Source organism: Curtobacterium sp. MCPF17_047, from assembly GCF_003234045.1.
GTDB lineage: Bacteria > Actinomycetota > Actinomycetes > Actinomycetales > Microbacteriaceae > Curtobacterium.
The window spans coordinates 47918-71784 of the sequence record NZ_QKSF01000014.1 but is presented as its reverse complement, the minus strand read 5'-3'; the positions used below and the strand labels follow the sequence as shown (position 1 = coordinate 71784).

The following is a 23867-nucleotide window of genomic DNA, read 5'->3' as shown; positions in this document are numbered from 1 at the left end:
TATCGAGACGCGTGGGAACACGCGAAGCGGCCCTGCTGCGCGTACGCGCAGCAGGGCCGCTTCGTCTTGGTGGGGCTGCGGGCGCTTAGAAGCCGCCGGCGGGGCGTACCTGGTAGTGCTCTTCGAGTGCGGTGACCTCGTCTGCCGTGAGGTCTATGTCAACGGCCGCGGCCGCATCGTCGAGGTGGTGCGGCTTCGTCACGCCGATGATGGGTGCGCTCACGACCGGGTTGTTGAGGACCCAAGCCATCGCGATCTGCGCCATCGGCACGTTCCGGGCCTCGGCGATCTGCTGCACGGCGTCGATGACGGGCCGGTCGCGCTCCGTGTCGGCGAAGAAGCTGTTACCGACCGGGTCGTCGGAGGAGCGCTTGGTCTGCTCACCGGCGGGGCGGGCGACGCGGCCCTTGGCGAGGGGGCTGTAGGGGATGCTGCCGACGCCCTGGTCGGCGAGGAGACCGAACATCTCGCGCTCTTCTTCCCGGTAGAGCAGCGAGTACTGGTCCTGCATGGACACGAACCGGGTCCATCCGTGCAGGTCCGCGGCGTGCTGCATGTTGGCGAACTGCCACGTCCACATCGCGGACGCGCCGATGTAGCGGGCCTTACCGGCCTTGACGACGTCGTGGAGGGCTTCCATCGTCTCCTCGATCGGGGTCTCCGGGTCGAAGCGGTGAATCTGGTACAGGTCGACGTAGTCGGTGCCGAGACGGGTCAGGGACGCGTCGATCTGCTGCATGATCGCCTTCCGCGACAGGCCGGCGACGTGCAGGCCCGGCCCGTTGCCTGGCTTGTCGGAGAAGTGCGCCTTGGTTGCCAGGACGATCTCGTCCCGGTTGGCGAACTGGCGGATCGCTTCACCGACAATGCGTTCGGAATCGCCGTAGGAGTAGACGTTGGCGGTGTCCCAGAAGGTGATGCCGAGGTCGAGTGCCTGCCGGAAGTAGGGCAGCGCGTCGTCCTTCGGGAGGGACCACTGCAGGTGGCCGCTGGCGGGATCGCCGAAGCTCATGCAGCCGAGCGCGATGCTGCTGACCTTCAGTCCGGAGTTACCGAGGCGGGTGTACTTCACGGGTGGGTCCTTTCGATGGGCACGACGAGGCGACTCATGGTTCGGTCGTTCGGGGTTCCTTCACGCTCGCGGCGTCCTTCGTCGCAGCCCAGTGTGCAAGGAGTTGCAGGCTGTCGTCGGAGGGCGATCCCGAAACTGCGATGTAGGTGATCAGGGCGAGCCCGCTTCGAGAGCTGACGTCCAGTGACTCGAACGTCAGGTCGAGGTCTCCGACGATCGGGTGGTGCACGAGCTTCTCCCCTGCACGGTGCTCCCGCACGGTGTGACTGGCCCAGAGCGTGCGGAACGCCTCGCTTGCCAGTGACAGCTCCCCGACAAGGGCAGCGAGTGCACGGTCCGCCGGGGCACGGGCCGCCTCAGTGCGGAGCACCGCGACGCTCTGCTCAGCGACGCTGTCCCAGTCGCGGTAGAAGACGCGCGAGCGAGGGTCGAGGAAGATGTACCGGCCGAAGTTCACCGGCCGGCTCGGAGTACCGAACAGGTCGAGGTAGAACGCACGCCCCAGCGGGTTCGACGCGACCACGTCGAGCGTGGTGTTCTGCACGACCACCGGCATGCCCGTCATGGCGTCCACAATCTGCTGCACCCCCGCACTCACGCTGCCCGGTTGTGATCGCTGCGCAGAGCGCCGCGGCCGAAGGTGGGTCGGCACGTTGGCGGCTCGAACAAGGTCAACGAGGTGGGCCGCTTCCACGTCGTCGAGGAGCAGAGCACGAGCGACACCGTCGAGGACGCTGTCAGAGACGCCGGTCGCGTTGCCCCGTTCAAGGCGTGTGTAGTACTCGGTGCTGATCCCGGCGACGAGGGCCACTTCCTCACGGCGCAGCCCAGCAACTCGGCGGCGTCCGCCGAAGTCCGGCAGGCCAATCTGCTCCGGCAGGAGCCTGGCCCGCCGCGATGTAAGGAAATCGCGAATCTCCGCCTGAATGTCCACGCCCCGACGGTACGTCACCGGCTTGCCGGCAGGGGGTCCCTGTCAGTGACCGTGTAGACGGAGTCTGTTTCCGGCCGTGACGGCGTCGTTCACTTGCGGTGTTCCCGATCGAAAGGCACACCCATGACTGACTCCACCGTTTGGTTCATCACCGGCGCAGCACGCGGGATGGGCATCGACCTGACCCGGGCCGCCCTCGCCGCCGGCCACCGCGTCGTTGCCACCGCGCGTGACGCTGCGAAGGTCACCGAGGTGTTCGGCGAGCGGGAGGACCTGCTCGCAGTGTCGCTCGACATCACCGACGAAGACGCGGCGCGCGCCGCCGCGGTCGCCGCGGTCTCCCGCTTCGGACGGATCGACGTGCTCGTGAACAACGCCGGCCTGTTCTACGCAGGGTTCTTCGAGGAGATCAGCCCTGAGCAGATGCGGCAGCAGATGGAAACGAACTTCTTCGGCCCGCTCAACGTCACCCGGGCGGTCCTGCCCGTCATGCGTCGTCAGCGCAGCGGGCAGGTCGTCACGATCAGCTCGACCGCCGGCCTCGTCGGTCAGGAGTTCGTCGCGGCGTACTGCGCGTCGAAGTTCGCCCTCGAAGGGTGGATGGAGTCCATCCGGTACGACCTCGCGCCGTACGGTGTCTCGACCATGATCGTCGAGCCTGGCTTCTTCCGGACCGACCTGCTCGTCGAAGGGGCATCGACCATCTGGCCGGAGCTGTCCATCGACGACTACGCCGAGCGCACCGCGACGACCATCGAGGCATGGAAGAGCATGAACGGCAAGCAGGGCGGCGATCCCACCAAGCTCGCTGCTGGCCTGGTGTCGTTGATCGATTCCGACGAGCCGCCGCTGCGATGGGTCGCGGGCGCCGATGCCGTGCAGACCGGTGTCGACAAAGCCAACCTGCTCCTGCAGCAGGTCGCCGCACACGAGGAACTGTCCTCTTCACTCGCTCACGACGACTGACTCCCTCGACCGGCTACCAGACGTTCTACGACTGTCCGGTAGCCGATCCCCTACCGGAACGACCAAGAGCGCCGGAGCCAGCGTTCGGCAGCCCACCGGTTACCGGGCGGTCAGGAGGGCGGGTCTGCTGCACGGATAGGTGACGTCTGATCTGGCTTGCCCGGGAGGGCAGCCTGGAAGGATGCCATCGTGCCCAAGCCCTACCCGCAGGAGTTCCGCGACGATGTCGTGCGTGTTGCTCGGAGCCGTGAGCCGGGAGTGACAATCGAGCAGATCGCCGCCGACTTCGGTGTCCACCCGATGACGTTGACGAAGTGGCTGCGCCGCGCTGCCGTCGAAGACGGGGAGCGTCCCGGAACGACGCGTGCCGAGTCCGACGAAGTCCGTGAGTTGCGGCGGCGGAACCGGCTCCTCGAGCAGGAAGTCGAGGTGCTGCGCCGAGCGGCGGCGTATCTGTCGCAGGCGAACCTGCCGGGAAAAGGCTCTACCCGCTCGTGAGCGAGCTCGCCGCGGACGGGATCCCCGTCGCGGTGACGTGCCGGGTTCTCAAGCTCTCCCGCCAGCCCTACTACCGGTGGCTGGCGGCTCCTGTGTCGCGAACCGAGGTGGTGCGGGCGTATCGGGGGAACGCGCTGTTCGACGCACACACGGAAGACCCGGAGTTCGGGTACCGGCTCCTCGCCGATGAGGCCTGCGACGCCGGCGAACCGATGGCGGACCGGACCGCATGGACGATCGCGTCGGAGAACGGCTGGTGGAGCGTTTTCGGGAAGAAGCGCGGCAGGAGCGGCAAGAAGCCCGGTCCGGCGGTCCACGACGACTTGTGCACGGTGACCGACGAGCAGGGCCGGACCCGGCACGTGTTCGCGGCCGAGGCGCCGAATCGGCTGTGGTTGACCGACATCACCGAGCACAACACCGGCGAAGGCAAGCTCTACCTCTGCGCGATCAAGGACGCCTGCTCGGGTCGGATCGTGGGGTACTCGATCGGCTCCCGCATGAAATCGAGGCTGGCCGTGACCGCGCTGGAGAACGCGGTCCGGATGCGCGGCGACGTCGCCGGATGCACGCTGCACTCGGACAGAGGATCGCAATTTCGGAGCCGGAAGCTGCGGCAGGCGTTGACGCGCCACGGCATGATCGGATCGATGGGCAGAGTCGCTTCCTGCGGCGACAACGCCGCGATGGAAAGCTTTTTCGCGCTCCTGCAGAAGAACGTCCTGAACCGACGCACGTGGGCCACGCGCGAAGAACTGCGGATCGCGATCGTGACCTGGATCGAGCGGACCTATCACCGGCGTCGACGTCAGGCCCGCCTCGGCCGATTGACGCCCGTCGAGTTCGAAACCATCATGAAGACCAACGTCGCCCTCGTGGCGTGACTACAACTGTCACCTATCCGTGCAGCAGACCCCCTCGATCGGGCGCCGTCCGGTCGCCGACCGGCTAACGCACACTCGACGTCATCGGTCGCGTGGCGATACTGCAAGCACTGCGACAAGAGCTCCCGCAAGCCCCGTAAAGCCCGCAAGCACCAGCCCGACCACTGAGAGCGCTCCGCCCCAGACGAGTTTTGGGTTCACCGCCGAGCACGGCTGCCATCCCTCGCCGTCGGGGGTGAACCGGCCGACTTCGCAGCCGCCGTTCTGGCCCAGCGCAACAAAGACGGCGATGAGCCCGACGATCAGACAGACGGCAGTAAGGGTGCCGAGCGCCGCGACCCAGATACCCCCAGTCAACTTCTTCATGCCGAGGAGCGTAGCGGCGCCGATGTTCGTGGATCGATCGTGATGCGAGACAGTGTGTTCGCCGTTACGTTGAGCTGGTGAAGCTGCCGAAGTATCCGCGCCCGGCAGCATCGGTGATCGGACGACTGCGCTCATCCCGGCGCCTAGGCTCTGCCCGTGGAGCGAACGGAGACACCGGTCCTGCGCAAGGGCGTGACGTTGGCGTGGTCCTGCCGACCCTCGCGCTTGTCCTCCTGGCCGCACAGATGCTCGCGTGCGTCCTTGTCTACGTCCACACCGCCCCGATTGATGCTGCGTACGACGTCAGCGCTGAGCGTGGCCGGGGCCTCCTCCACGCTCGTCCCGCCGACGTCACAGCAGCCGGATGGAGTCTCGGCCTCACGTGGATCGCCACGGTCCCCGTGGCGCTGGCAGCGACACTGCTGGCAGCATCAGCCATCGACCGGTTCGGCGCGGAGGGGCAAGTTCGCGTGTACGCGCAGTCGGTGACGCTGGTCGGGCTCGTTGGGTGCATCGCCGGCGTCGTTCTCGCCGTACTTGGCGTCTTCGAGCTCCTGCGGGTCTGATGGCTGGCAGCTCCGGCACGAGCCGCCGTCGTTCATTCCGAGGCGCAGCGTTGCCCGTCTGACGACCCCTTACCGAGTATCAGTCTTCACACGCACCCTCTGTCCCTCGACTATGAACTGGCCGGTAGCGCGGACGACTTCTGACAGTTTCGGATAGCCCCAGTTGCGCGAGTCGAAGTCTGGTTGCCACTTTCGTAAGAGTTGCCCGACCGTCGCGAGGTTCGCCGATCCATCCTCGGACGACGCAGTGATCACGCTGTTCCGAAGCCCCTCGATAAGACGCGAGTCATCGCGAGGCGCGATCCGACCGCTCACCTGGGACGCTTCCATGAGGGCGGAGTCACCGTCCGCGCTTCCGAGGACGTCCAGGTAGGTGAACTGGTCACAAGCGTTCCGAAATGATGCTGGCGTTTTGCGTTCCCCGAAGCCGTAGACCGTGATCCCCTGCTCACGGATACGGGATGCGAGCCGGGTGAAGTCGCTGTCGGACGACACAATGCAGAACCCGTGGAACCGGCCTGTGTAGAGCAGGTCCATCGCGTCGATGATGAGCGCGCTGTCAGTGGAGTTCTTGCCCTTGGTGTGTGCGAACTGCTGCATGGGCTGGATGACGTGCTCGCTCGCCGCTGCTTTCCAGCTGCTGAGCTGCGTCGTCGTCCAGTCGCCATAGACCCGCTTCACGGACGCTGTGCCGAAGCGGGCGACCTCCGCGAGAACAGCTCCAATCCGGGACGGAGGGACGTTGTCGGCATCGACGAGTACTGCGAGCAGATCACTGGGCGCATCCATGCGCACAGTTTGGCGGCTTCACCCCGGGCTGCTGACTTGGTCGCAGCCGCGGCGCCTGCCCGGCCACGCCGTCGCGAAGTGTCGCTGTTCCGATAGCCGATCGGCTATCGAGACGAGTCGTCGCCCTTCGTGCTTGCGCTTTCAAGAGCCCTTCCACGACCCAGCAGCTGACGCCGACCGCGATCAAGACGATGACGATCCACACCGGTATCGGTTGATCAGTCGCCGCGGTGCCGGCGAACAGACTGGTGCCGAGCAGTACGAGGAACAGGCCCACTCCGCCGACGAGTGCAGCTCGCACCTGCAAGCGGCCTGCACCTTCTGGTCGGGGGAGGCCGAGGGAGTTGAATTCACGGCGCATGCCGCGGAGCATACGGCTCGCCCGTTACTGAAACACCCGTGGCCGCCGGGACCGATAGACAAGGAGCTACGGCCAACGAAGGAGTTGTCGATGCTGGTTCAGGTTTGTGGTCTTCCCGGTGCAGGGAAGTCGACGTTGTCTGCTGCGATCGCGGAGTTGACGCCCGCGCTGACGCTTCGCGTTGATGCGATCGAAGGCGCAATGTGGAAGTACCTGATCCCGCGCGAGCAGTCCGGGATCGCCGCGTACTCGATCATGCACGCCATCGCGGTACCGAATCTACGGCGAGGGCAGATGGTCATCGCGGACGCGGTGAGTGGCGTTGAACCGGCTCGGGCTGGATGGGCCTCGACCGCTGAAGCCGCTGGGGTACCGCTGCGCGTGATCGAGGTCGAGTGTCCGGACGTCGACGAACACCGACGCCGCGTGGAACAGCGTGCGAACGACCTGCCGGGGTTCACGTTGCCGACGTGGGACGAGGTGCAGCGCACCGCCGACGAGTACGAGCCCCGCACGGACGATCGGCTCGTCATCGACAGCACCCGCCCTCTCGAAGAGACCGTCCGCCAGGCCCTCGACCACCTCGGACTCCACGCCCGCTAAGGGATCGGCGATCGAGACGACAACCCGTTCGGGCTCACAGCCCCGGCTGAAGGCTTCGCTACTCTCGTCTGATGGGGATCACCGTTCGACCAGCCACCGAAGCCGATCACGATTGGCTCTTCCAACTGCACGAGGACGCGCACAAAGAACTGGTCGAAGCCGCCTACGGCCCTTGGGACCCAGAGCAACAGGGGCGCTTCTTCGCTCCGTTGGTCGGTGACCACGACGTGCACGTCATCGAGCAGGATGCGAAACCAGTCGGAGGCCTGTATCTCGGTGCCCGCGGAAACGACCTTTGGCTTGAACTCATCGAGGTGCGCCCTGAGTATCAGAACGAGGGCATCGGATCGGCCGGTCTCAGATAGGTTCTGGAAGAGGCTGCGAAGGCGCACCGCGGGACGTTGCTGCAGGTGCACAAGATGAACACATCGGCCCGCCGCTTGTACGAGCGGCTCGGCTTCGTCCGCTTTGAGGACACAGAGACTCACCACCTGCTTCGACACGCGTGATGCCGACGTCCCGCTGAGGATCCGCTATCGGGACGGCCGCCGGCAGTGAACACCGAATGAAACTGACCCCAGGAGTCGGGGTGGTGCCCCTGACGCTGGTGCTGAATGATCTGCCGGAGAGCAGGTCCATGGTGGGCGGCCTGGGGAGTGACGACGCAGCATGAGCAATTCGATGATCGACCACGAGCACGTTCGCGTACTGGCGTGGGCGGGGCTGCAGCCTCGATTCGGAGGACCCCTCCGCTGGTGGTTCGACGACGGTTCGACGCGAGCGGACCGGATCCTGACCGAAGCGGATGCTGCCTCGGTCGGAGCGATGCTCGTGGCGCAAAACGAAGCCGCGTTCAACGATGTTCACGAGTGGGAGGACCCGCATGCCCCCTACGAGCACGCCTCTCCGCTCCGCGACGATTGGTCGGCGGTCGCCGTGCTGAAGGCGTTGCAGCACTACGTGTACCACGCGTTTCTCGACGAGGACCATGACGAGTGGACGTCGAATGAGGCGGGCATGTTCTGCTCCGCGCTGTCCGGGTCGATTGTCGCAAGCGTCCCTGGGTGGGATCCGACGACCTGGACGCCAGCAGTGCTGCGCGCGGCGCCAGGGTACGACGAGGCGCCGCTGGAGATCAACAGAAGCTCCTCTGCGCCCTGAAGCGGCCCCGGATGGGGGGAAAAGCCCGGTAGATGATCGGCCGTTCAAGGGCTTGTTGGCAGCGTCAAGGCCAAGTTCGGCGGCGCCGATTCCCAGGACGACAGCGGAGATGCCTGAGCGCGTGCAAGCGATACGCGTCACCACCAGCCGAGATGCGGCGCTCACGGCGGCGCAGTGGGAACCGCCGAAACTTCGCTCATTGATCCGTCTCGATAGACGATCGGCTATCGAGACACCAGGACCTGGCAACCGAGAAGGTCGAGCGGGACTGCTGCAGGTTCGGTTGACTCCTGACCGGTAGGGGGCGTTGGCTCCGCCTTTTCATGACGGGCAGTTCCATGACGGAATGCGATGGTCGTTCGGGTCTGCCCGCTGAGCTTCCCAGCGACATCAGCGCGACCTCGTCTGCTACTGCGCGGCGAGCTCTGGTGCCAGCGGGACCTGTTTCTGGCCCGGCCGCGGCTCCCGACGATGGCCATGCCGAGGTGGATCGTGGAGCTGGCGACGGGAGCCGCCCCCTCGCAGCGGTGTTCGACGCCACCCGCAACGAGCAATGCGGCGGGCCTGGCAAAGGCCGTGGCTGCACGGCTCGTCAACAACTCACAGTTGTGATTGCTCCTTTTTCCTCACCTGAACTGCTTGAGCCGGCTGATCAGCGCTGACAAGTTCGCTCAGAAGCTGACACGAAGGCTGACCGCTCGACCGGTTCCGTCATGTGCACCGACAATTGCAGGTGCGGTCGTCAGTGGTCGTGGTGCAGTGGCCATGCCGGGAACGGGTCGCCGTACCGCCTCCAGCTCGTCGGGCCGGCGAGGAGTTCGTCGTCCGTGAGCAGGCACGCGTGCAGGGCGGCGATGATCTCGTCGCGGTCGAGGTGCTCGCCGAAGAAGACCATCTCCTGGCCGATGGGCGCATCCGGATCCCAACTCGCGATGCCCGTGGGGTCGAGGGACACCGTGTCGCCGGCGCTGCGCCAGGAGCCGTGGTGGTCGGGGCGGGTGGCGAGCTGGACCAACCCGCGCGACCGGGCGATACGGCCGACCTGGTCGGGGACGAGTCGATGCCGGACCGAGTCGAACAGGCGGTCCGGGTGGAACGGTCGGGGGTCCCGGAACACGAGGACGTCGACCCCGTTCCAGGACGCTGCCGGGAGGTCGGGCTCGGCGAGGGCTCGAGTCCACCCCATCCGCCGGCCGAGGCGGCGGGCGCAACCCCGGCCTCCAGGCCATCCTGTCGGCTGCCGCGCCGTCGCGACGGACGTGACCACTGCGGCGTCCGGGTTGAGGCGCTGCACCAGGCCGACGGTGCTGCGGAGCTGCCCCGGGGACACGTCCGCTGCGTCGGCGAGCACGACGACCGTGGCGAACTCGAGTTGTGATGCCAGGGACTCGGCGGTGACGAAGTCGACGGCGGGGGCCGGCGCCGCCGACAGCAACCAGCGGTGGACGTCCCGGACCCGCGCCACGGTCACCAGATCGTGCAGTTCTGCCGGCGGGCCCTCGTTGCGTCGGCCCTCGAGTTCGGTCTCGAGCACGAAGCCCACTTCCATCACGTCCGCCTCCGCATCGAGCTCGATGACGGTTCGGCCGGTGGCGCCGGCATGAGCGGCTGCGAGTACATGCTCCGCGAGGACGAGGGCGAACTCCGCGCTGTCCTCGGTCTCGTCCGTGATGTCGCTGGTCGGGGCGTCCTCGGCCGGCACTCCCGCGATCATCCGGGAAACCCGGGAGCGTTCCGTCGAGTCCAGTCCGCTGACGAGGGCGACCCGGAGGGCCGGGGCTGGTGGGCGGGCGGTGTCTCGGGCTTCCGTGGAACGGTCCATGCCGACTACTCTAGTGAGAACCATTATCAAAAGGAGTCGTCATGAAGGTCCGGAACTCACTCAAGTCCCTGAAGAAGCTGCCCGGTGCGCAGGTCGTCCGCCGCCGCGGTCGCACCTTCGTCATCAACAAGCTGAACCCGCGTGGCAAGGGGCGCCAGGGCTGAGACCGGCCGTCGCGCTCGGGGCGATTTGGCGGACCGATCCCTCTCCCTCTAGCGTCACGATCATGAGAACCATTATCACTACAACGCTGGTCGTCGCGGCGCTCGCCCTCGCCGGGTGTGCGAACTCCTCCGCGTCCGGTCGGTCGTCCACGACCCCGTCGGCCGGTTCCACGCTGACGAGCTGCGGCATGCAGCTGACCGTCCCCGCGCCTCCCGAACGGGCGGTGACCCTGGAGCAGGGCGCGACCGAGGTCATGCTGGCGCTCGGACTGCAGGACCGGATGGTGGGGACCAGCTACCTCACCGACGCCGTGGCCCCGGAGTGGCGATCGGCCTACGACGACGTGCCGGTGCTCGCCGAGCAGTACCCGAGCACCGAGCAGCTCCGCGAGGCGAACCCCGACTTCGTGTACTCGATGCGCGCCTCTGCGTTCGCGTCCGACGCTGCCGGGAGTCGTCAGGAACTCATCGACCTCGGCGTGCCGGCCTACCTGTCCGCCAACGACTGCGAGGACCCGGCGCTCGTCCCCGACGAGGTCGGCTTCGACGCGATCCTCGACGAGGTCACCGACGTCGCTCGGGTCTTCGACGTCGAGCAGCGGGGCCGCGACCTCGTCGCCGAGCAGCGGGACACCCTCGAGCGGGTCACCGCAGCAGCCTCGGACACCGGGGCACCGTCCGTCGTCTGGCTCTACTCCTCGGTCAACGGGGCGCCGGTGGTGGCCGGTGCGAACGGGCTCGCCGACACCATGGGCCGTGTGGCGGGCGCGACCAACGCCTTCGACGACCTGGATGCGCAGTGGAGCGAGACCAGCTGGGACGAGATCGCGCAGCGCGACCCGGACGTCATCGTCGTCGCCGACCTGTCCCGCGGCCTGCCCGGCGACAGCGCCGACGACAAGATCGACCAGCTCCGGTCCGACGCCGTCACGAAGGACCTCAGCGCCGTCCGCGACGACCACCTGATCGCCGTCCCGGCGACGGAACTCGACCCCTCGGTGCGGAGCATCGACGCCCTGGAGACCGTCTCCACCGCCCTGACCGAGTACTCGGAGGACCGACGATGACCACGACCACCACGACCACCCCTGCCGAGACCGAGCGGGCGCTCGGCCTCCTCGCGGCCTGGGACGCCCAGCAGGCTGCCTACATCACCAACCGTGAGCAACGCTTCGCGATCATGCTCGACGTCGTCGACCACGTCGTGCCGCAGGGTGGCATCGTCCTCGACCTGGCGAGTGGACCCGGCTCGATCAGCCAGCGGGTCGTCGCCCGGCGGCCGGACATCACCTGCATCGCGCTCGACCACGACCCGGTGCTCCTGGAACTCGGGCGGACGGCGCTCGCCGGGCAGCCGGTGCGTTTCGTCGACGCCGACCTCTGGGACCGCGACTGGACGGCGGGCCTGGACGGCGCGATCCCCGACGCTGTCCTCAGCTCCACTGCCCTGCACTGGTTGCCGTCGGACGTCCTCAGCCGCGTCTACAACGACCTCGGGTCCATCGTGCCGCCCGGTGGTGTGGTGCTCAACGCCGACCACCTCCGTCACCTCGACGGCCGCACACTGTTCGCCGAGCTCAGCGCACTCGACGATGAGCGCACCCAGCAGGCCGACCGGGCGTCGGGCGCGCTCGACTGGGACCAGTGGTTCGCGGAGGTCACCGCGGTCGAGCGGTACGGCCGGCTCGCCGCCGAGCGGGAGCGCCGGTTCGAGCACCGACCGCCGAACCCCGAACTCAGCCTGGGCTTCCACGTCGCGGCACTCGAGGTCGCCGGCTTCACCGAGGTCGGTCCGATCTGGCAGTACCTCGACGACTTCGTCGTGCTCGCCCGACGGTGAGCGGGACCGCGCTCCGCGGTGCCGTCGTCGTGCCGGTGCTCATGGCCGCGCTCGTCGTGGTCGTCGTCGCCGGTGTGGCGCTGGCCGGAGGCTCGATCACCTGGGTGGACACGGTGCGGTCGATCGGCACGCACCTCGGTCTGCCGGTCACCCCGCTGCCCCGGCTCGCGGACTCCGTGGTGTGGCAACTGCGACTACCGAGGGTCCTGCTCGCGGCCTCGGCCGGTGCAGGACTCGCGGTCTGCGGCTGCGTGTTGCAGGCCGTGACCCGCAACGTGCTCGCGGAGCCCTACCTGCTCGGGATCTCGTCCGGTGCGTCGACGGGGGCGGTCCTCGTCCTGGTGCTCGGTCTCGGCGCGGGATCCGTCACCCTGGCCGGCGGCGCGCTGGTCGGTGGGCTCGTCTCGTTCGCGCTGGTGTTCGCGTTGATGGGACGGGACACCGCGAGCACCAGCCGGGTCGTGTTGACCGGGGTCGTCGTCGGGCAGTTGTTCGCCGCCGTGACCTCCCTCGTCGTCACGGCCTGGGGCGACGCGGACGCGACGCGGGGCATCACGTACTGGCTGCTCGGGTCCCTCGCGGCCGCGCGGTGGTCCTCGGTGGTGGTCTGCGCCGTGGTGGTCGCGGTCGCGACCGCCGTGTTCGTCGCCGTCGCACCGGCGCTGGACGCGTTCGTCTTCGGGCACGACGCCGCCGTGGCCCTCGGCATCGACGTCCGGCTCCTGCGGGTCGTCGTGCTCGTCGGCGCTGCGGCGACGACCGCCGCGGTCGTCGCCGCTGTCGGGGCGATCGGTTTCGTCGGACTCGTGGTCCCGCACGCCGCCCGCATGCTCGTCGGACCCGGACACCGCCTCCTGCTGCCGGTGTCGGCCCTCGCTGGCGGAGTGTTCCTCGTCGTCGCGGACCTGGCCGGGCGACTCGCGTTCGCACCGCACCAGATCCCGGTCGGTGTCGTCACGGCGCTCATCGGCGTGCCGACGTTCCTGGTGGTCCTCCGCCGAGGGCAGCGCGCATGACCGCGGTTGGGTCCGAGCCCGGCCAGCACGCGGCCGGTTCCGAACCCGGGGTGCTCGCGGCGCGACGAGTGGGACGATCCGTTCACGGCATGACACTCCTGGCGGAGGTCGACCTGGTCGCGCCGAGCGGGTCGATCACCGGGATCGTGGGCCCGAACGGATCGGGCAAGTCGACGCTCGCCCGGTGCCTGGCCGGGGTCACGCCGCCGGACAGCGGAGCCGTCCTGCTCGACGGCGAGGACCTGCACGCCTTCCCGCGCCGGTCGGTGGCCCGCCGTCTCGCCTTCGTCGAACAGCAGGGACACACCGAGATCGACCACCGGGTCCTCGACGTGGTGCGCCTCGGTCGGCTGCCGTACCGCTCACGCCTCGGCGGTCCCGACGAGGGTTCCGACCGGATCTGCCGGGAGGCACTGGTGGCGGTGGGCATGGCGGGGACCGAGCAGCGACGGTGGAACGGACTGTCGGGCGGCGAACGACAGCGGGTCCAGATCGCACGGGCGTTCGCGCAGGAACCCGAGGTGCTCGTCCTCGACGAACCCCTCAACCACCTGGACGTGCACCACCAGTTCGAGCTCCTGGACCTGCTGCAGGACGGATCGCGCACCGTCGTGGTCGTGCTCCACGACCTGGACATGGCCGCGCGCTACTGCGACCACGTGGTGGTCCTGTCGGAGGGTCGTGTCGCGGCGGCAGGGGCCCCGCGGACCGTGATCACCCCGGTCCTGCTGGAGCGCGTGTTCCGGGTACGCGGCCGAACGCGCGAAACCCCGGAGGGCCTCCGGGTCGATCTCCTCGGCACCGCGTCCGGAGGGGCGCGCTGACCGTGCTCCGCCGAGTCGGCCGTTCCTCGGGCTGTCCGCTGTCCCGGTCGTGCTCGGCGTTCCGTGCCATCGAGCAGTCGCACGCCTCGGCTGCGGAAGCGCGACGGGTGCGGTCGGACCGTCGTCGGTGCACACTTGCTGCACCGAACGAGGAGGCCCCCGTGTTCCGACCCATCAGCGCCTACAGCGGCTTCAGCGTCGACGACGTCGACGCTGCCGTGGCCTTCTACGCGGGAGTCCTCGGCGTGGACGTCCGCGTCCTCGTCCCCGGCCAGATGATGCAGCTCCTGTTGCCGGGCTCGGACGTCCCGGTGCTGCTGTACGGCAAGCCCGACCACACCCCGGCGACCTTCACCGTGCTCAACTTCATGGTGGACGACATCGACACGGCGCTCGACGACCTGGCGGCGCTCGGGGTCCGGCCGACCGACGGCGGACAGTGGGCGGACGACCGCCAGGTCCTCCGCGGGCGATCCCGCGACATGGGGCCGGACATCGCCTGGTTCACGGACCCGGCCGGCAACGTCTTCTCCGTGCAGCACTGATCGCACGGGGCGAGACTCGGGCAGCCGGGTCGCGCCGAGCGAGACCAGGGCCGTCACGTCAGGGCCGACCGACCGGCGGCCACCCCGGGTCGACCGGCCGCCCGGCGTCGCCCGACTCGTTCGTCGGGGCGACCGCCAGCACGACGAGCACGACCGCGATGACCCCGAGCCCGACCCAGCCGACCGTGGTCAGCCGTTCGCCGACCACCAGGACGGCGAGCACCGCAGCCACGGCCGGTTCGGTGAGCGTGACCGTCGTCGCCGTGCTCGCGGAGACCGTCGTCAGGCCGTAGCCGAACAACAGGTAGCCGAGGAACATCGGCACGAGGGCCATGTACACCCCGACGGCGAGGTCCTGCGGAGTCGCCAGCAGCGGCGCCCCGGTGACGGCGAGGACCGGCATGAGGAGCAGCCCGCCACCGCCGAACACCGCGCCCATCGCCCCTGCCCGCGGGACGCCCTCGTCCATCAGGCGGTGTGCGACCCAGGAGTACACGGCGTACGCGGCACCGGCCACGAGCCCGAGCAGGACCCCGAGGACCGTCGCCCCGGCCGGGCGCGCGGCGTCGTCGAGTCCGGAGAGGCAGAGCAGTACGCTGCCCAGGACGCCGAGCAGGGCGGCGAGGACCCACCACCGGCTGAGCGGGCGTCGGTCGACGACGCGTTCCAGCACCCCGGAGGCCAGGGGCGCGGACGCGAGCGACACGACCGACCCGACAGCCACCCCGGCCGTGTGCATCGAGCTGTAGAACGCGAGCGGGTAGACGGCGACCGCGAGGGCACCGACGACGACGAGGGCGCGGCGGTGCCGGAGCTGCGTGCGCGCGCCACGCAGCGCCCGGGCACCGACCACGGCCTGCAGCAGGCCGCCGACCCCGAGTGCCGCGGCCCCGATCGCCAGCGGGCCGACGTCCGGGGCGAAGGTCGCCGCGGTCCCGGTGGTGCCCCAGAGCAGCGACGTGACCGTGATCGCGAGCAGGCCGGTGCGGCGTCCGTCCGTCACAGTCGCACCTCCGTCGTCACGGTCACCGTAGTGGTCTGGATGCCGTTCACGAGCAGGTGCCGAGAACCCGTGCGGACGACGGTGGTGCAGGCGGATACTGGGGGAGTGCGAGAACTCCAAGCCGCCATCGCCGCGGACCTCAACGTCCAGCCGACCATCGACCCCGAGCAGGAGGTCACCCGGCGCGTGGGCTTCCTGCGCGACTACCTGCTGACCACCGGCGCGAAGGGCTACGTCCTCGCCGTCAGTGGCGGGCAGGACTCCACCCTGGCCGGACGTCTGACGCAGCTCGCCATCGAGTCGCTCCGGGCCGAGGGACACGCTGCCGAGTTCACCACCGTCCGGATGCCGTACCGCGTGCAGGCCGACGAGGACGACGCCCAGCTCGCGCTGCAGTTCATCGCCGCCGACCCGGGCATCGTCGTCAACATCGAGCACGGCGTCGACGGGGTCGTCCAGGACACCGCGGACGCCGGCGTCGCCCTGAGCGACTTCGTCAAGGGCAACGTGAAGGCGCGGATGCGGATGGTCGCGCAGTACGCCGTTGCCGGGCAGCGCGGCTACCTGGTCGTCGGCACCGACCACGCCGCCGAGGCCGTCACCGGCTTCTTCACGAAGTACGGCGACGGCGGGGTCGACCTCACCCCGCTGACCGGGCTGACGAAGAGCCAGGGTCGACAGCTGCTCGAGCACCTCGGCGCACCGGCCCGCCTGTACGAGAAGGCCCCGACCGCCGACCTGCTCGACGACCTGCCGGGCCAGACGGACGAGGCGAACCTCGGTCTCACCTACGCCGAGCTCGACGCCTACCTGCAGGGCCACGACGTCCCCGTCGAGGTCGCCGAGGCGATCGAGGCCCGTTACCGCGCCACGGAGCACAAGCGTCAGGTGCCGGCGACCCCGTTCGACGAGTGGTGGCACGCGACGACGTGACCGTCAGGTGACGGATGGGAGGCTCCCCACCGATCCGGTGGGGAGCCTCCCGTCCGTCTCGCCGTCTGGCCGTTTGGCCGGTCAGGCGGGCTCGTGTCCTTCACCGTCGAGATCCGGGTGTCCGGCGTCCTGGCGGCCGGCGTCCTGGTGTCCCGCGTCCTGGCGCTCGGCGAGGCGTTCCTGCCAGAGGATGCTGCGCGCCGCGCCCTCGAGGACGTGCTCGACCGGGTGCCCGGTCTGTGCCGCGAGCGCGCCGCTGAGGCCAGCGGTGAGGGTGCCTCCGGCCTGCGCCAGTCGTTCGACGACCTCTTCTTGACGCGGGGTGAGCGGCACGTCGACCAGTTCGTCGACGGCGTCGCGGATGTTCTCCTCGCTCGCTTCCAGTGTGGTCTCGTCGCCGGACTGCAGGGCCGCGGCCTCGCCGACCACGACGAGACCGAGTCGAGCTGCGTCCTGCTCCGGGCGACGGGTGTCGTTCTCGTCAGTCATGGACTGGACCGTACGCGCCACGCCTGCGCGCGTTCCGGACATCGGGCGGAGCGGGTCGGTACTGACGCCGCCGCGAGCGGTGATCGGGGCGGCCGAGGTCGCTGCCGAGGCGAACGCGTCCGTTGACCCGCGTTGCACCGTCGGCCGGTGCCTCCCGGGTGGCCGGGGCATCCCGGCTGGCCGCTGTCTCCGGGCCGGCTGCCGTCGAGGCGCCGGGAGTCCGCGTCGACGACGGAAGTTTGGCACACGACGAACGGGAGGCCCGGTACCAGCTGGTACCGGGCCTCCCGTCGTGTGGTCAGCGCGTCAGCGCCGGCGCGTACCGCTGGTCAGCGGCGGTTGCCGCGACCCGCGACGCGCGTGTAGATGAACACCACGATGATCGCGCCGATGATCGACCCGATGAGGCCGGACGGCTGGAAGAAGCCGTCCGCGAGGTCATGGCGGAAGATCAGGAAGCCGAGCAAACCGCCGACGAACGAACCGACGATGCCGAGGATGATGGTCATCAGGATCGACATGTGCTGCCGACCCGGGATGACCAGCCGTGCGATGGCGCCGGCGATGAGGCCGACGACGATGAGGCCGATGATGGTGCCGAGTACACCCATGTTGTTCTCCTTGTTCTGCGGCCGGTCCGAGGCTGCGACAGTTCGCCGAGCTCAGGGCCGAGGCCTGAGTCAACACGGGCTCGGCTCAGTGGCCTCCCAGGGAAGCCGTCGGCCTGGTCAGAGTGCGCCGGATGCCTCGAGTTCGCCCTGCAACTCCACGTCCGACGGCTCGACGAAGTGCTTGCCGTTCGGCAGCACCACGACGGGGATGTTCTTGCGGCCGCTGATCGCCTCGGCACGGTCGGCCGCCGAGAGGTCGGCCTCGACGTCGACGTACTCGTAGTCCACGCCCAGGCGGTCGAGCAGCGCCTTCGAACGACGGCAGTCGCGGCACCAGTCCGCGCCGAACATGGTCACCTTGTCGAACGTCTCGTCAGTCATGTCGGTCACTACGTCCACCGCGCCTTCCGTATTCCCGGTGACCGGCCCCGTGTGTGCGAGAGCACGATGGGGCCCATGACGCTCGAGACCGATGTGCACGTCGGCGCACACCCGCACCACCGGCACGGCTGGTGGTGGAAGACCCTGCTCGGCGGGTTCCTGCTCTGGGTGGTGACGATCATCGTCACCATCGCCACCCAGAACACGAACCTGGTGCCGACGATCATCCTGATCGGCAGCTTCCTGGTGCCGTTCACGGTGGTGCTGTTCGTCATCGAACGGGTCACCGGCACGGTCAGCACCATGCAGTTGATCACCGCGTTCTTCGTCGGCGGGGTCCTCGGGGTACTCGGGGCGTCGCTGCTGGAGTCCGACCTGCGACCGGGTGCCGGGCTGTACCTGCTCGTCGGCTTCGTCGAGGAACTGGTCAAGGGCGTGCTGCTCGTCGTCGTCGGGTGGCGGGTCCGCCCGAAGACCGCTCGGCAGGGGGCGCTCCTCGGTGCGACCGTCGGGGCCGGGTTCTCGGCGTTCGAGTCCGCCGGCTACGCCTTCAACGCCGCGATCACCACCCGCGGCATCGACCTGTCGTCCCTGCTGCAGACCGAGGTCGCCCGCGCCGTGCTGTCCCCGGTCGGCCACGTCCTCTGGACCGCGATCCTCGGGGCCGTCCTGTTCGGGGTGGCGCACGGGCGGCCGAGGTTCCGATGGGCGTGGTCGGTGCTCGTCGCGTACGTGGTCGTGTCGTTGCTGCACGGGCTGTGGGACTCGAACTCGACGATCTCGACCCTGCTGGCGTTCGTGTTCACCGGGACGCCGTTCTCGGCGGCGCAGAACGGGTACGTACCGTCCTCGCTCGCCGGCGTCGTGACGACGCTGTACATCGCCGGGCTCGCCGTCGTGTCCGTCATCGGCGTCGGCGTGCTCGTCGGCGTGCTGCTGCACTACCGGCGGCAGGCCCGGCGCCTCGACGCCCGGCAGCACGCGGAGCTCGGCGCCTGGGCCGGGTCGCCGCCGCCACACCCGCTCCGCTGAGGGTGCCCGCTGCGCCCTACGATGGGCGTATGCCGCGTGCCGACCCGACAGCCCGCGCCGACCCGGCCGTGCTGGCCTGGGCCTCCGCTGCCGTCAGGCACACCGCCCGGGTGACGAACATGCTCCTCGCGGCCCGGCGCTTCCGCATCGTCGGCGGTGACCCGCGGGACGCGGCCGTCCTGCACGACCTGCTGACGGGGCTCGGTGCCCGTCCTGCCGACGACGCGACGGGCGTGGACCAGCTCTGGTGCCTCGGCACCCCGGAAGAGTCGGTCACGGCCGTCGAGCAGGCCACCGCTGACCGGCCGCGCGGCTCGACGCTGCTCGTCATCGACGTCGGCCGCCACGTACCCGCCGTCGACGAGGACGCCTTCGGCCCGACCGCGCTCGCCCGACCCGGCGTGCTCGGCGTGCCGACGACCTCGGACGACGTGTTCCTCGTCTCCACCGGCCGGGACCCCGAGGACGACCCCGCCGCCGAGGCCCGCATCCGATGGGCCCGCCGCTCCATGCCCGTCTCGCGCGCGGTCGCCGACGACCTCCGGCAGGGCGGCCTGCTCCGCGGCACCCGCATCGGTGTCAGTCTGTTCCTCGAGCCGAAGACCGCGGTGCTCGCCCTGCTCCTGCAGGACGCCGGCGCGGAGGTCGTCGCCTACGCCCACGCGGACGAGACCGACGACGCCGTCGCGGACGTCCTCCGCCGCACGGGCATCCCGGTGCACGCGAGCAGCACGGCGTCCGTGTCGGAACAGCGGGATCTGGCGCTCGCGATGCTCGACACCCGCCCGCACGTGCTCGTCGACGACGGGTCGCACGTCATCCGGCTGGTGCACCAGGAACGACCGGACCTGCTGCCGACGATGCTCGGGGCCGCCGAGGAGACCACGAGCGGCCTCCGCCCGCTGCGCCTCATGGCGTCGCGCGGCCAACTCGGGATCCCGGTCGTCGCCGTGAACGACGCCCGCACCAAGACGTTCTTCGACAACCGGTACGGCACCGGGCAGTCGACGGTGTTCGCCGCGCTCGACCTGCTCGACGACCTCGACACGACGGTGCGGCCGGCCGTGCCGGTGGGGAGAGGCTCAGCCGTCGTCGCCGGGTACGGTCACGTCGGCGAGGGGGTCGCCCTGGTGCTCCGCGCACTCGGGTTCCGGGTCACCGTCGCGGACCCCGACCCGGTCCGGGCGTTGCAGGCCCTGTTCGCCGGGTACGCCGTGGCCCCGCTCACCGAGGCCGTGCGCGACGCCGACCTGGTGATGAGCGCCTCCGGGGTGCCGGACACGATCAGCCTCGCCGTGTTGCGAGCGTGCGCTCCCGGGACGGTCGTCGCGGTCGCCGGCGGGGTGGACCAGGAGGTCGCGCTCGACGACGCCGTCGCCGCGGGAGCCGTGCGGACGCAGATCGCGCGGAAGGTCGAGCGGGTCAGCGTGCCGGACGGCCCGCACGTGCTGCTGCTCGACGGCGGAGGCTGCATCAACATCACCGCTGCCGAGGGCAACCCGATCGAGATCATGGACCTGTCCTTCGCGGCGCAGCTCGGTGCCGTGCGGATGCTCGTCGAACGCGGGGACGAACTCGAGCGGGCCGTCGTGCCGATCGACCCCGAGGTGGACGCGGTGACCGCCCGCGCGGCGCTCGACGTGTTCGGGACGGTGGTCGAGCCTCCCGGCAGCCCGGTCGGCACGACCTGGCTCGCGGCGCAGCCCGTGGACCGTGCCCCGTCGGACGTCCGGACCCGACGGTTCGGGGACCCGGCGTGACCGACCAGCGGGTGGGCCCGCCGGTCGTGGCCGGCTCGACGACGACCGTGCACTCGGCGCGGATCGTCGTGCCGATGACCGCACCGCCGATCGCCGACGGGGCCGTGGCGGTCCGTGACGGCCGGATCCTGCACGTCGGCGAACGCTCCTGGGTGGTGGACCAGCTCGACGGCACCCCGTTCACCGAGCGGCGGTGGCGTGGGGCCCTGCTGCCCGGACTCGTCAACGCGCACTCGCACCTGCAGTACACCGGCATGGCCAGTGTCGGGCGAGGCCAGTACGACGGGTTCGAGGACTGGGCGTCCGCGTTCAACACCGTCTACGCCGAGCCGCACGACTGGCGGGCCGAAGCCGCGGCCGGTGCCGTGCAGTCCATCGCCGCCGGTGTGACGAGCATCGCCGACGTCGTCACCGACCTCGAAGCGGCGAGCGCCCTCCAGGACGCCGGCCTCGGCGGCATCGCCTACTGGGAGGTGATGGACTGGGAGAACGCGGCCTGGCAGCAGCACGGCCGCGACCAGGTGCTCGGCGAACTCGCACGCATGCCGACCACCCCCGGCGCCGGGCTGTCCCCGCACGCGCCCTACTCGCTCGACGTGGCGCCGCTCCTGGAACTGCCCGACATCGTCCGGCAGCGGGGACTCCGTCTGCACCTGCACCTCGGTGAAGCAGCGTTCGAGGGGGAGCGCGCCGCCGTCGAGCCGGTCCCCGGGTTCGAGGGCGTCGTCGGGGTCAGCCACGGCGCGGACTGGCACCTGGCGAACGTGCCGTCCTTCCGGGCGATGCGGGCACTCGGGTTCGGGGCGAGTGCGACCTCGTTCGTCGACCGGCTCGGCGTGCTCGGCCCCGACTGCCACATCGCGCACGGCGTCTACATGACCGCGGTCGACCGGGCGCTGCTCCGGGCCCGCGGCACCGCGGTCGCGCTCTGCCCACGGTCGAACGCCGTCATCGGGCTCGATCCGCCGCCCGTCGCGGACTACCTGCGGGAGGGCAGCCCGATCGCCGTCGGTACTGACTCCCTGTCGTCGTCGCCATCCCTCGACCCGATGGCCGACGTCACCGCCCTGCACCGCATCGCCCGCGCCCAAGGGTACTCCGGGCGGGACCTGCACGAGCGACTGCTCGCGGCGGCGACGCTCGGCGGGGCGCACGCGATGGGTCTGGCGGTGGGACCGGACCGGATCGGGCACCTGGCCGTCGGTGCCCGTGCCGACCTGGCCGTGTTCGACGTCGACTCGCGCACGGTGCCCGACGCGCTCGCCGAACTCGTCGAGGACGGTGCCGGTCGTGCCGTCGCGACCGTCATCCGCGGGGTCGTCCGGACAGCCGACTCTGCCCGGGTCGCACCGGGCCCCTCCACCACCCCCAGCAAGGAGTCCCGATGACCGACACCGCACCCCGCCCCGGCATGGTCGCCCGCCGCACCGTCTCGGGGGAGCTCATCGAGTGGCTCGACGTCCCGCAGCGGGCGCGAGCGCTCGGCATGGAGCCGCACCCCGAGGGCGGCTGGTACGTCCGGACGTGGACCTCGCCCGCAAACGTGCAGACCGCGGCGGGGGAGCGACCCGCGGCGACGCTCATCCACTTCCTCCTGCCCCCGGGCGAGGCCTCTGCCTGGCACCGGGTCACGAGCGACGAGATCTGGATGTGGCACGGGCCGGACTCGGTCGAGCTCGAACTCGGCGGGTCGGGGGACCAGCCGGAGCCGGGCGCACGGATCACCCTCGGGCCGGATGCCGGGCGCGACCGGGTGAACGACGCACAGGCGTTCGTCCGCGGCGGTGTCTGGCAGCGGACGATCCCGCACGAGGGCGAGGTGCTCCTCAGCTGCCTGGTGTCACCCGGGTTCTCGTTCGACGACTTCACCCTCGCCGACTGATACATCATGCTTGCCATGCGGAGGTCTTGAGTTCTACGTTCGTCGGGCCGGTGGTTGAGCCGGCTCTGACGGAAGGACCTGACCATGATGCGATCCCGACGAGCGACGGTGATCCTGGCCACCGGGGTGACCTCCGCGGTCGCGACCAACGGGGCCCGATGTGGGAGCAAGTCGCTGCTTGTCCACCCGTTCGACGGGTCACGGGCACCCCGCTGTGTCTGAGCGTCGTGGACACCGCGTGTCCATCCCGTTCCTGCTCCGGCTGCCGGTCGCGATCCCGGTCAGTGCGTCGTTGGTGGCTTGTAGTGTGTTCGCCATGAACGTGCCGACGACATCCGGTGGCTGGGTGACCGGGGTGTCCGCCGGTGTGGCGCTGTTCCTGGCCAACATCTCCACGGGTGCTGCCATCAACGCGCGGCGGCGCCGCTGAGGCCGGAGCGTCACGTTCGGGGCAGGAACCGCGTCGAGCGGCCGTTGGTATCCCACGGCCAGTACACTCGGTTCCTGCCCTGTTCCCCTCTGACGAAGGCCAGACCGTGACCCGACCCCTCCGCCTGACCATCGCCCTCGCCACGGCCCTCGTCGCCGCGACCGCCCTCGCCGGCTGCTCGTCCGGCGGTGGTGACAACGCTGCCGGCACCGTCACCGACGGCAAGCTCACGATCGCCACCGGCCAGCCCGCGTACTCGCCCTGGGTCGAGGACGACGAGCCGCAGTCCGGCAAGGGCTTCGAGGCCGCCCTGGCGTACGCCGTCGCGAAGGAGATGGGCTACAGCAAGGGCGACGTGGTCTGGAAGCGCAGCACCTTCGACAGCGCCATCGCACCGGGTGCGAAGGACTGGGACCTCAACCTGCAGCAGTTCTCGATCGACGCAAAGCGCAAGAAGGCCGTCGACATGTCCTCCGCGTACTACACGACCACGCAGGCGGTCGTGACGAAGAAGTCGTCCGCCGCCGCCGGGGACACCACCGTCGCCGCCCTGAAGAAGGACACCATCGGCGTGGCCGCCGGGTCGACGAGCATCCAGAGCGTCAAGGACGTCCTCGGCGTGACGCCGCAGGTCTTCAACTCCAACGACGACGCCGTCCTGGCGCTCAAGTCCGGTCAGATCGACGCCATCGTCACCGACCTGCCGACGGCCTTCTTCATCTCGGCCTCGCAGGTCGACGGCGGCACCGTGTCGGCGCAGTTCCCCGCCGACGGCGAGGGCGACCAGTTCGGCATCGTGCTGCCGAAGGGCTCGAAGCTCACCAGCAAGGTCGACGAGGCGCTCGACTCGCTCGACGACGCCGGCACGCTGCAGGACCTGCAGACCAAGTGGCTGTCCTCCGAGACGAACACCCCGGTCCTGAAGTGACGCGGGC

Annotated in this window: 29 protein-coding genes and 1 pseudogene; 19 read left to right on the top strand and 11 right to left on the bottom strand. The window is 69.7% G+C overall.

What is annotated here, in order from left to right:
• Positions 1-85: 85 nt before the first annotated feature.
• The 3 genes and pseudogenes from DEJ33_RS14015 to DEJ33_RS17705 form a co-directional block, all read right to left on the bottom strand.
• A complete protein-coding gene (locus DEJ33_RS14015; protein WP_111195310.1) occupies positions 86-1072 on the bottom strand; it encodes an aldo/keto reductase in 987 nt (328 codons plus the stop codon).
• 34 nt (positions 1073-1106) lie between these two features.
• On the bottom strand, positions 1107-1658 hold the full coding sequence (locus tag DEJ33_RS17710) for a hypothetical protein (protein WP_309147121.1): 552 nt from the start codon (positions 1656-1658) through the stop codon (positions 1107-1109).
• 102 nt (positions 1659-1760) lie between these two features.
• A pseudogene (locus tag DEJ33_RS17705) lies at positions 1761-2006 on the bottom strand (helix-turn-helix domain-containing protein); the annotation flags it as partial.
• A gap of 123 nt (positions 2007-2129) precedes the next feature.
• Between DEJ33_RS17705 and DEJ33_RS14005 the strand changes: the two are divergent.
• On the top strand, positions 2130-2972 hold the full coding sequence (locus DEJ33_RS14005) for an SDR family oxidoreductase (RefSeq protein WP_111195308.1): 843 nt from the start codon (positions 2130-2132) through the stop codon (positions 2970-2972).
• A gap of 189 nt (positions 2973-3161) precedes the next feature.
• Positions 3162-4354 (top strand): IS3 family transposase gene (locus DEJ33_RS14000; protein WP_111195307.1). Its coding sequence is split into 2 segments (ribosomal slippage): positions 3162-3446 and positions 3449-4354, totalling 1191 coding nucleotides; the frame shifts between segments, so codons are not numbered across the junction.
• Between the two features lie 81 nt (positions 4355-4435).
• Here the strand turns inward: DEJ33_RS14000 and DEJ33_RS16985 are convergent.
• The gene (locus DEJ33_RS16985) at positions 4436-4720 is read right to left on the bottom strand and encodes a hypothetical protein (protein WP_146242635.1); all 285 of its coding nucleotides are present in this window, start codon (positions 4718-4720) and stop codon (positions 4436-4438) included.
• Between the two features lie 203 nt (positions 4721-4923).
• Here DEJ33_RS16985 and DEJ33_RS13995 point away from each other — a divergent pair, with 203 nt between their 5' ends.
• On the top strand, positions 4924-5286 hold the full coding sequence (locus DEJ33_RS13995; protein ID WP_111195306.1) for a hypothetical protein: 363 nt from the start codon (positions 4924-4926) through the stop codon (positions 5284-5286).
• 69 nt (positions 5287-5355) lie between these two features.
• On the opposite strand, the gene DEJ33_RS13990 is transcribed toward DEJ33_RS13995, so the two are convergent.
• Both DEJ33_RS13990 and DEJ33_RS17505 read right to left on the bottom strand, forming a co-directional pair.
• Positions 5356-6075, bottom strand: coding sequence for an NYN domain-containing protein (locus tag DEJ33_RS13990; RefSeq protein ID WP_111195305.1), 720 nt, complete (start codon positions 6073-6075; stop codon positions 5356-5358).
• The gene (locus DEJ33_RS17505) at positions 6059-6436 is read right to left on the bottom strand and encodes a hypothetical protein (RefSeq protein WP_220034490.1); all 378 of its coding nucleotides are present in this window, start codon (positions 6434-6436) and stop codon (positions 6059-6061) included. The genes DEJ33_RS13990 and DEJ33_RS17505 overlap by 17 nt, the downstream gene beginning before the upstream one ends.
• A 90-nt stretch (positions 6437-6526) precedes the next feature.
• On the opposite strand from DEJ33_RS17505, the gene DEJ33_RS13985 reads away from it, so the two are divergent.
• The 3 genes from DEJ33_RS13985 to DEJ33_RS13975 all read left to right on the top strand — a co-directional run bounded on the left by DEJ33_RS13985 (position 6527) and on the right by DEJ33_RS13975 (position 8200).
• Positions 6527-7039 (top strand): ATP-binding protein, encoded by a 513-nt coding sequence (locus tag DEJ33_RS13985; protein ID WP_220034489.1) that lies wholly within the window; start codon positions 6527-6529, stop codon positions 7037-7039.
• A gap of 71 nt (positions 7040-7110) precedes the next feature.
• Positions 7111-7404 carry a GNAT family N-acetyltransferase gene (locus DEJ33_RS13980; RefSeq protein WP_111195303.1) on the top strand — a complete coding sequence of 98 codons (294 nt, stop codon included), beginning with the start codon at positions 7111-7113 and terminating at the stop codon, positions 7402-7404.
• Positions 7405-7708: 304 nt separating this feature from the next.
• A complete protein-coding gene (locus tag DEJ33_RS13975) occupies positions 7709-8200 on the top strand; it encodes a hypothetical protein (protein WP_111195302.1) in 492 nt (163 codons plus the stop codon).
• Positions 8201-8942: 742 nt separating this feature from the next.
• Here DEJ33_RS13975 and DEJ33_RS13970 read toward each other — a convergent pair.
• Positions 8943-10022, bottom strand: coding sequence for a GTP-binding protein (locus DEJ33_RS13970; protein ID WP_181437314.1), 1080 nt, complete (start codon positions 10020-10022; stop codon positions 8943-8945).
• A 41-nt stretch (positions 10023-10063) separates the two neighbouring features.
• Here DEJ33_RS13970 and ykgO point away from each other — a divergent pair, with 41 nt between their 5' ends.
• The 6 genes from ykgO (at position 10064) to DEJ33_RS13940 (ending at position 14411) form a co-directional block, all read left to right on the top strand.
• A complete protein-coding gene (gene ykgO, locus DEJ33_RS13965; protein WP_110905085.1) occupies positions 10064-10186 on the top strand; it encodes a type B 50S ribosomal protein L36 in 123 nt (40 codons plus the stop codon).
• A gap of 62 nt (positions 10187-10248) precedes the next feature.
• The gene (locus tag DEJ33_RS13960) at positions 10249-11253 is read left to right on the top strand and encodes an ABC transporter substrate-binding protein (protein ID WP_111195300.1); all 1005 of its coding nucleotides are present in this window, start codon (positions 10249-10251) and stop codon (positions 11251-11253) included.
• Positions 11250-12026 (top strand): trans-aconitate 2-methyltransferase, encoded by a 777-nt coding sequence (locus DEJ33_RS13955; protein WP_111078023.1) that lies wholly within the window; start codon positions 11250-11252, stop codon positions 12024-12026. Before DEJ33_RS13960 ends, DEJ33_RS13955 begins: the two co-directional genes overlap by 4 nt.
• Entirely contained in the window at positions 12023-13042 is a 1020-nt protein-coding gene (locus DEJ33_RS13950) for an iron ABC transporter permease (RefSeq protein WP_220034488.1), read from the top strand. Before DEJ33_RS13955 ends, DEJ33_RS13950 begins: the two co-directional genes overlap by 4 nt.
• Before the next feature lie 89 nt (positions 13043-13131).
• Complete coding sequence (locus DEJ33_RS13945) at positions 13132-13866, top strand: ABC transporter ATP-binding protein (protein ID WP_220034487.1); 735 nt, start codon at positions 13132-13134, stop codon at positions 13864-13866.
• 161 nt (positions 13867-14027) lie between these two features.
• Positions 14028-14411 (top strand): VOC family protein, encoded by a 384-nt coding sequence (locus DEJ33_RS13940; RefSeq protein WP_111195298.1) that lies wholly within the window; start codon positions 14028-14030, stop codon positions 14409-14411.
• A gap of 58 nt (positions 14412-14469) precedes the next feature.
• On the opposite strand, the gene DEJ33_RS13935 is transcribed toward DEJ33_RS13940, so the two are convergent.
• A complete protein-coding gene (locus DEJ33_RS13935) occupies positions 14470-15414 on the bottom strand; it encodes a DMT family transporter (protein ID WP_111195297.1) in 945 nt (314 codons plus the stop codon).
• Positions 15415-15519: 105 nt separating this feature from the next.
• On the opposite strand from DEJ33_RS13935, the gene nadE reads away from it, so the two are divergent.
• Positions 15520-16347: an ammonia-dependent NAD(+) synthetase gene (gene nadE / locus DEJ33_RS13930; protein WP_111195296.1), complete on the top strand. Its 828-nt coding sequence runs from the start codon at positions 15520-15522 to the stop codon at positions 16345-16347.
• 81 nt (positions 16348-16428) lie between these two features.
• Here nadE and DEJ33_RS13925 read toward each other — a convergent pair whose 3' ends face one another.
• From DEJ33_RS13925 to DEJ33_RS13915, 3 genes are all read right to left on the bottom strand, one after another.
• Entirely contained in the window at positions 16429-16836 is a 408-nt protein-coding gene (locus DEJ33_RS13925) for a hypothetical protein (RefSeq protein WP_111195295.1), read from the bottom strand.
• Positions 16837-17165: 329 nt separating this feature from the next.
• The gene (locus tag DEJ33_RS13920; RefSeq protein WP_111195294.1) at positions 17166-17447 is read right to left on the bottom strand and encodes a GlsB/YeaQ/YmgE family stress response membrane protein; all 282 of its coding nucleotides are present in this window, start codon (positions 17445-17447) and stop codon (positions 17166-17168) included.
• Between the two features lie 117 nt (positions 17448-17564).
• On the bottom strand, positions 17565-17828 hold the full coding sequence (locus DEJ33_RS13915) for a glutaredoxin domain-containing protein (RefSeq protein ID WP_111195332.1): 264 nt from the start codon (positions 17826-17828) through the stop codon (positions 17565-17567).
• A 75-nt stretch (positions 17829-17903) separates the two neighbouring features.
• Here DEJ33_RS13915 and DEJ33_RS13910 point away from each other — a divergent pair, with 75 nt between their 5' ends.
• From DEJ33_RS13910 to DEJ33_RS13885, 6 genes are all read left to right on the top strand, one after another.
• Positions 17904-18860: a PrsW family intramembrane metalloprotease gene (locus DEJ33_RS13910; RefSeq protein WP_258378174.1), complete on the top strand. Its 957-nt coding sequence runs from the start codon at positions 17904-17906 to the stop codon at positions 18858-18860.
• Positions 18861-18889: 29 nt separating this feature from the next.
• Complete coding sequence (locus tag DEJ33_RS13905) at positions 18890-20620, top strand: adenosylhomocysteinase (RefSeq protein ID WP_111195292.1); 1731 nt, start codon at positions 18890-18892, stop codon at positions 20618-20620.
• A gap of 74 nt (positions 20621-20694) precedes the next feature.
• Positions 20695-22008 carry an amidohydrolase family protein gene (locus tag DEJ33_RS13900; RefSeq protein ID WP_111195331.1) on the top strand — a complete coding sequence of 438 codons (1314 nt, stop codon included), beginning with the start codon at positions 20695-20697 and terminating at the stop codon, positions 22006-22008.
• Complete coding sequence (locus tag DEJ33_RS13895) at positions 22005-22502, top strand: cupin domain-containing protein (protein WP_258366206.1); 498 nt, start codon at positions 22005-22007, stop codon at positions 22500-22502. The genes DEJ33_RS13900 and DEJ33_RS13895 overlap by 4 nt, the downstream gene beginning before the upstream one ends.
• Positions 22503-22740: 238 nt before the next feature.
• The gene (locus DEJ33_RS13890; RefSeq protein WP_111195291.1) at positions 22741-22932 is read left to right on the top strand and encodes a hypothetical protein; all 192 of its coding nucleotides are present in this window, start codon (positions 22741-22743) and stop codon (positions 22930-22932) included.
• Between the two features lie 106 nt (positions 22933-23038).
• Positions 23039-23860 (top strand): ABC transporter substrate-binding protein, encoded by an 822-nt coding sequence (locus DEJ33_RS13885; protein ID WP_111195290.1) that lies wholly within the window; start codon positions 23039-23041, stop codon positions 23858-23860.
• Positions 23861-23867 lie beyond the last annotated feature (7 nt).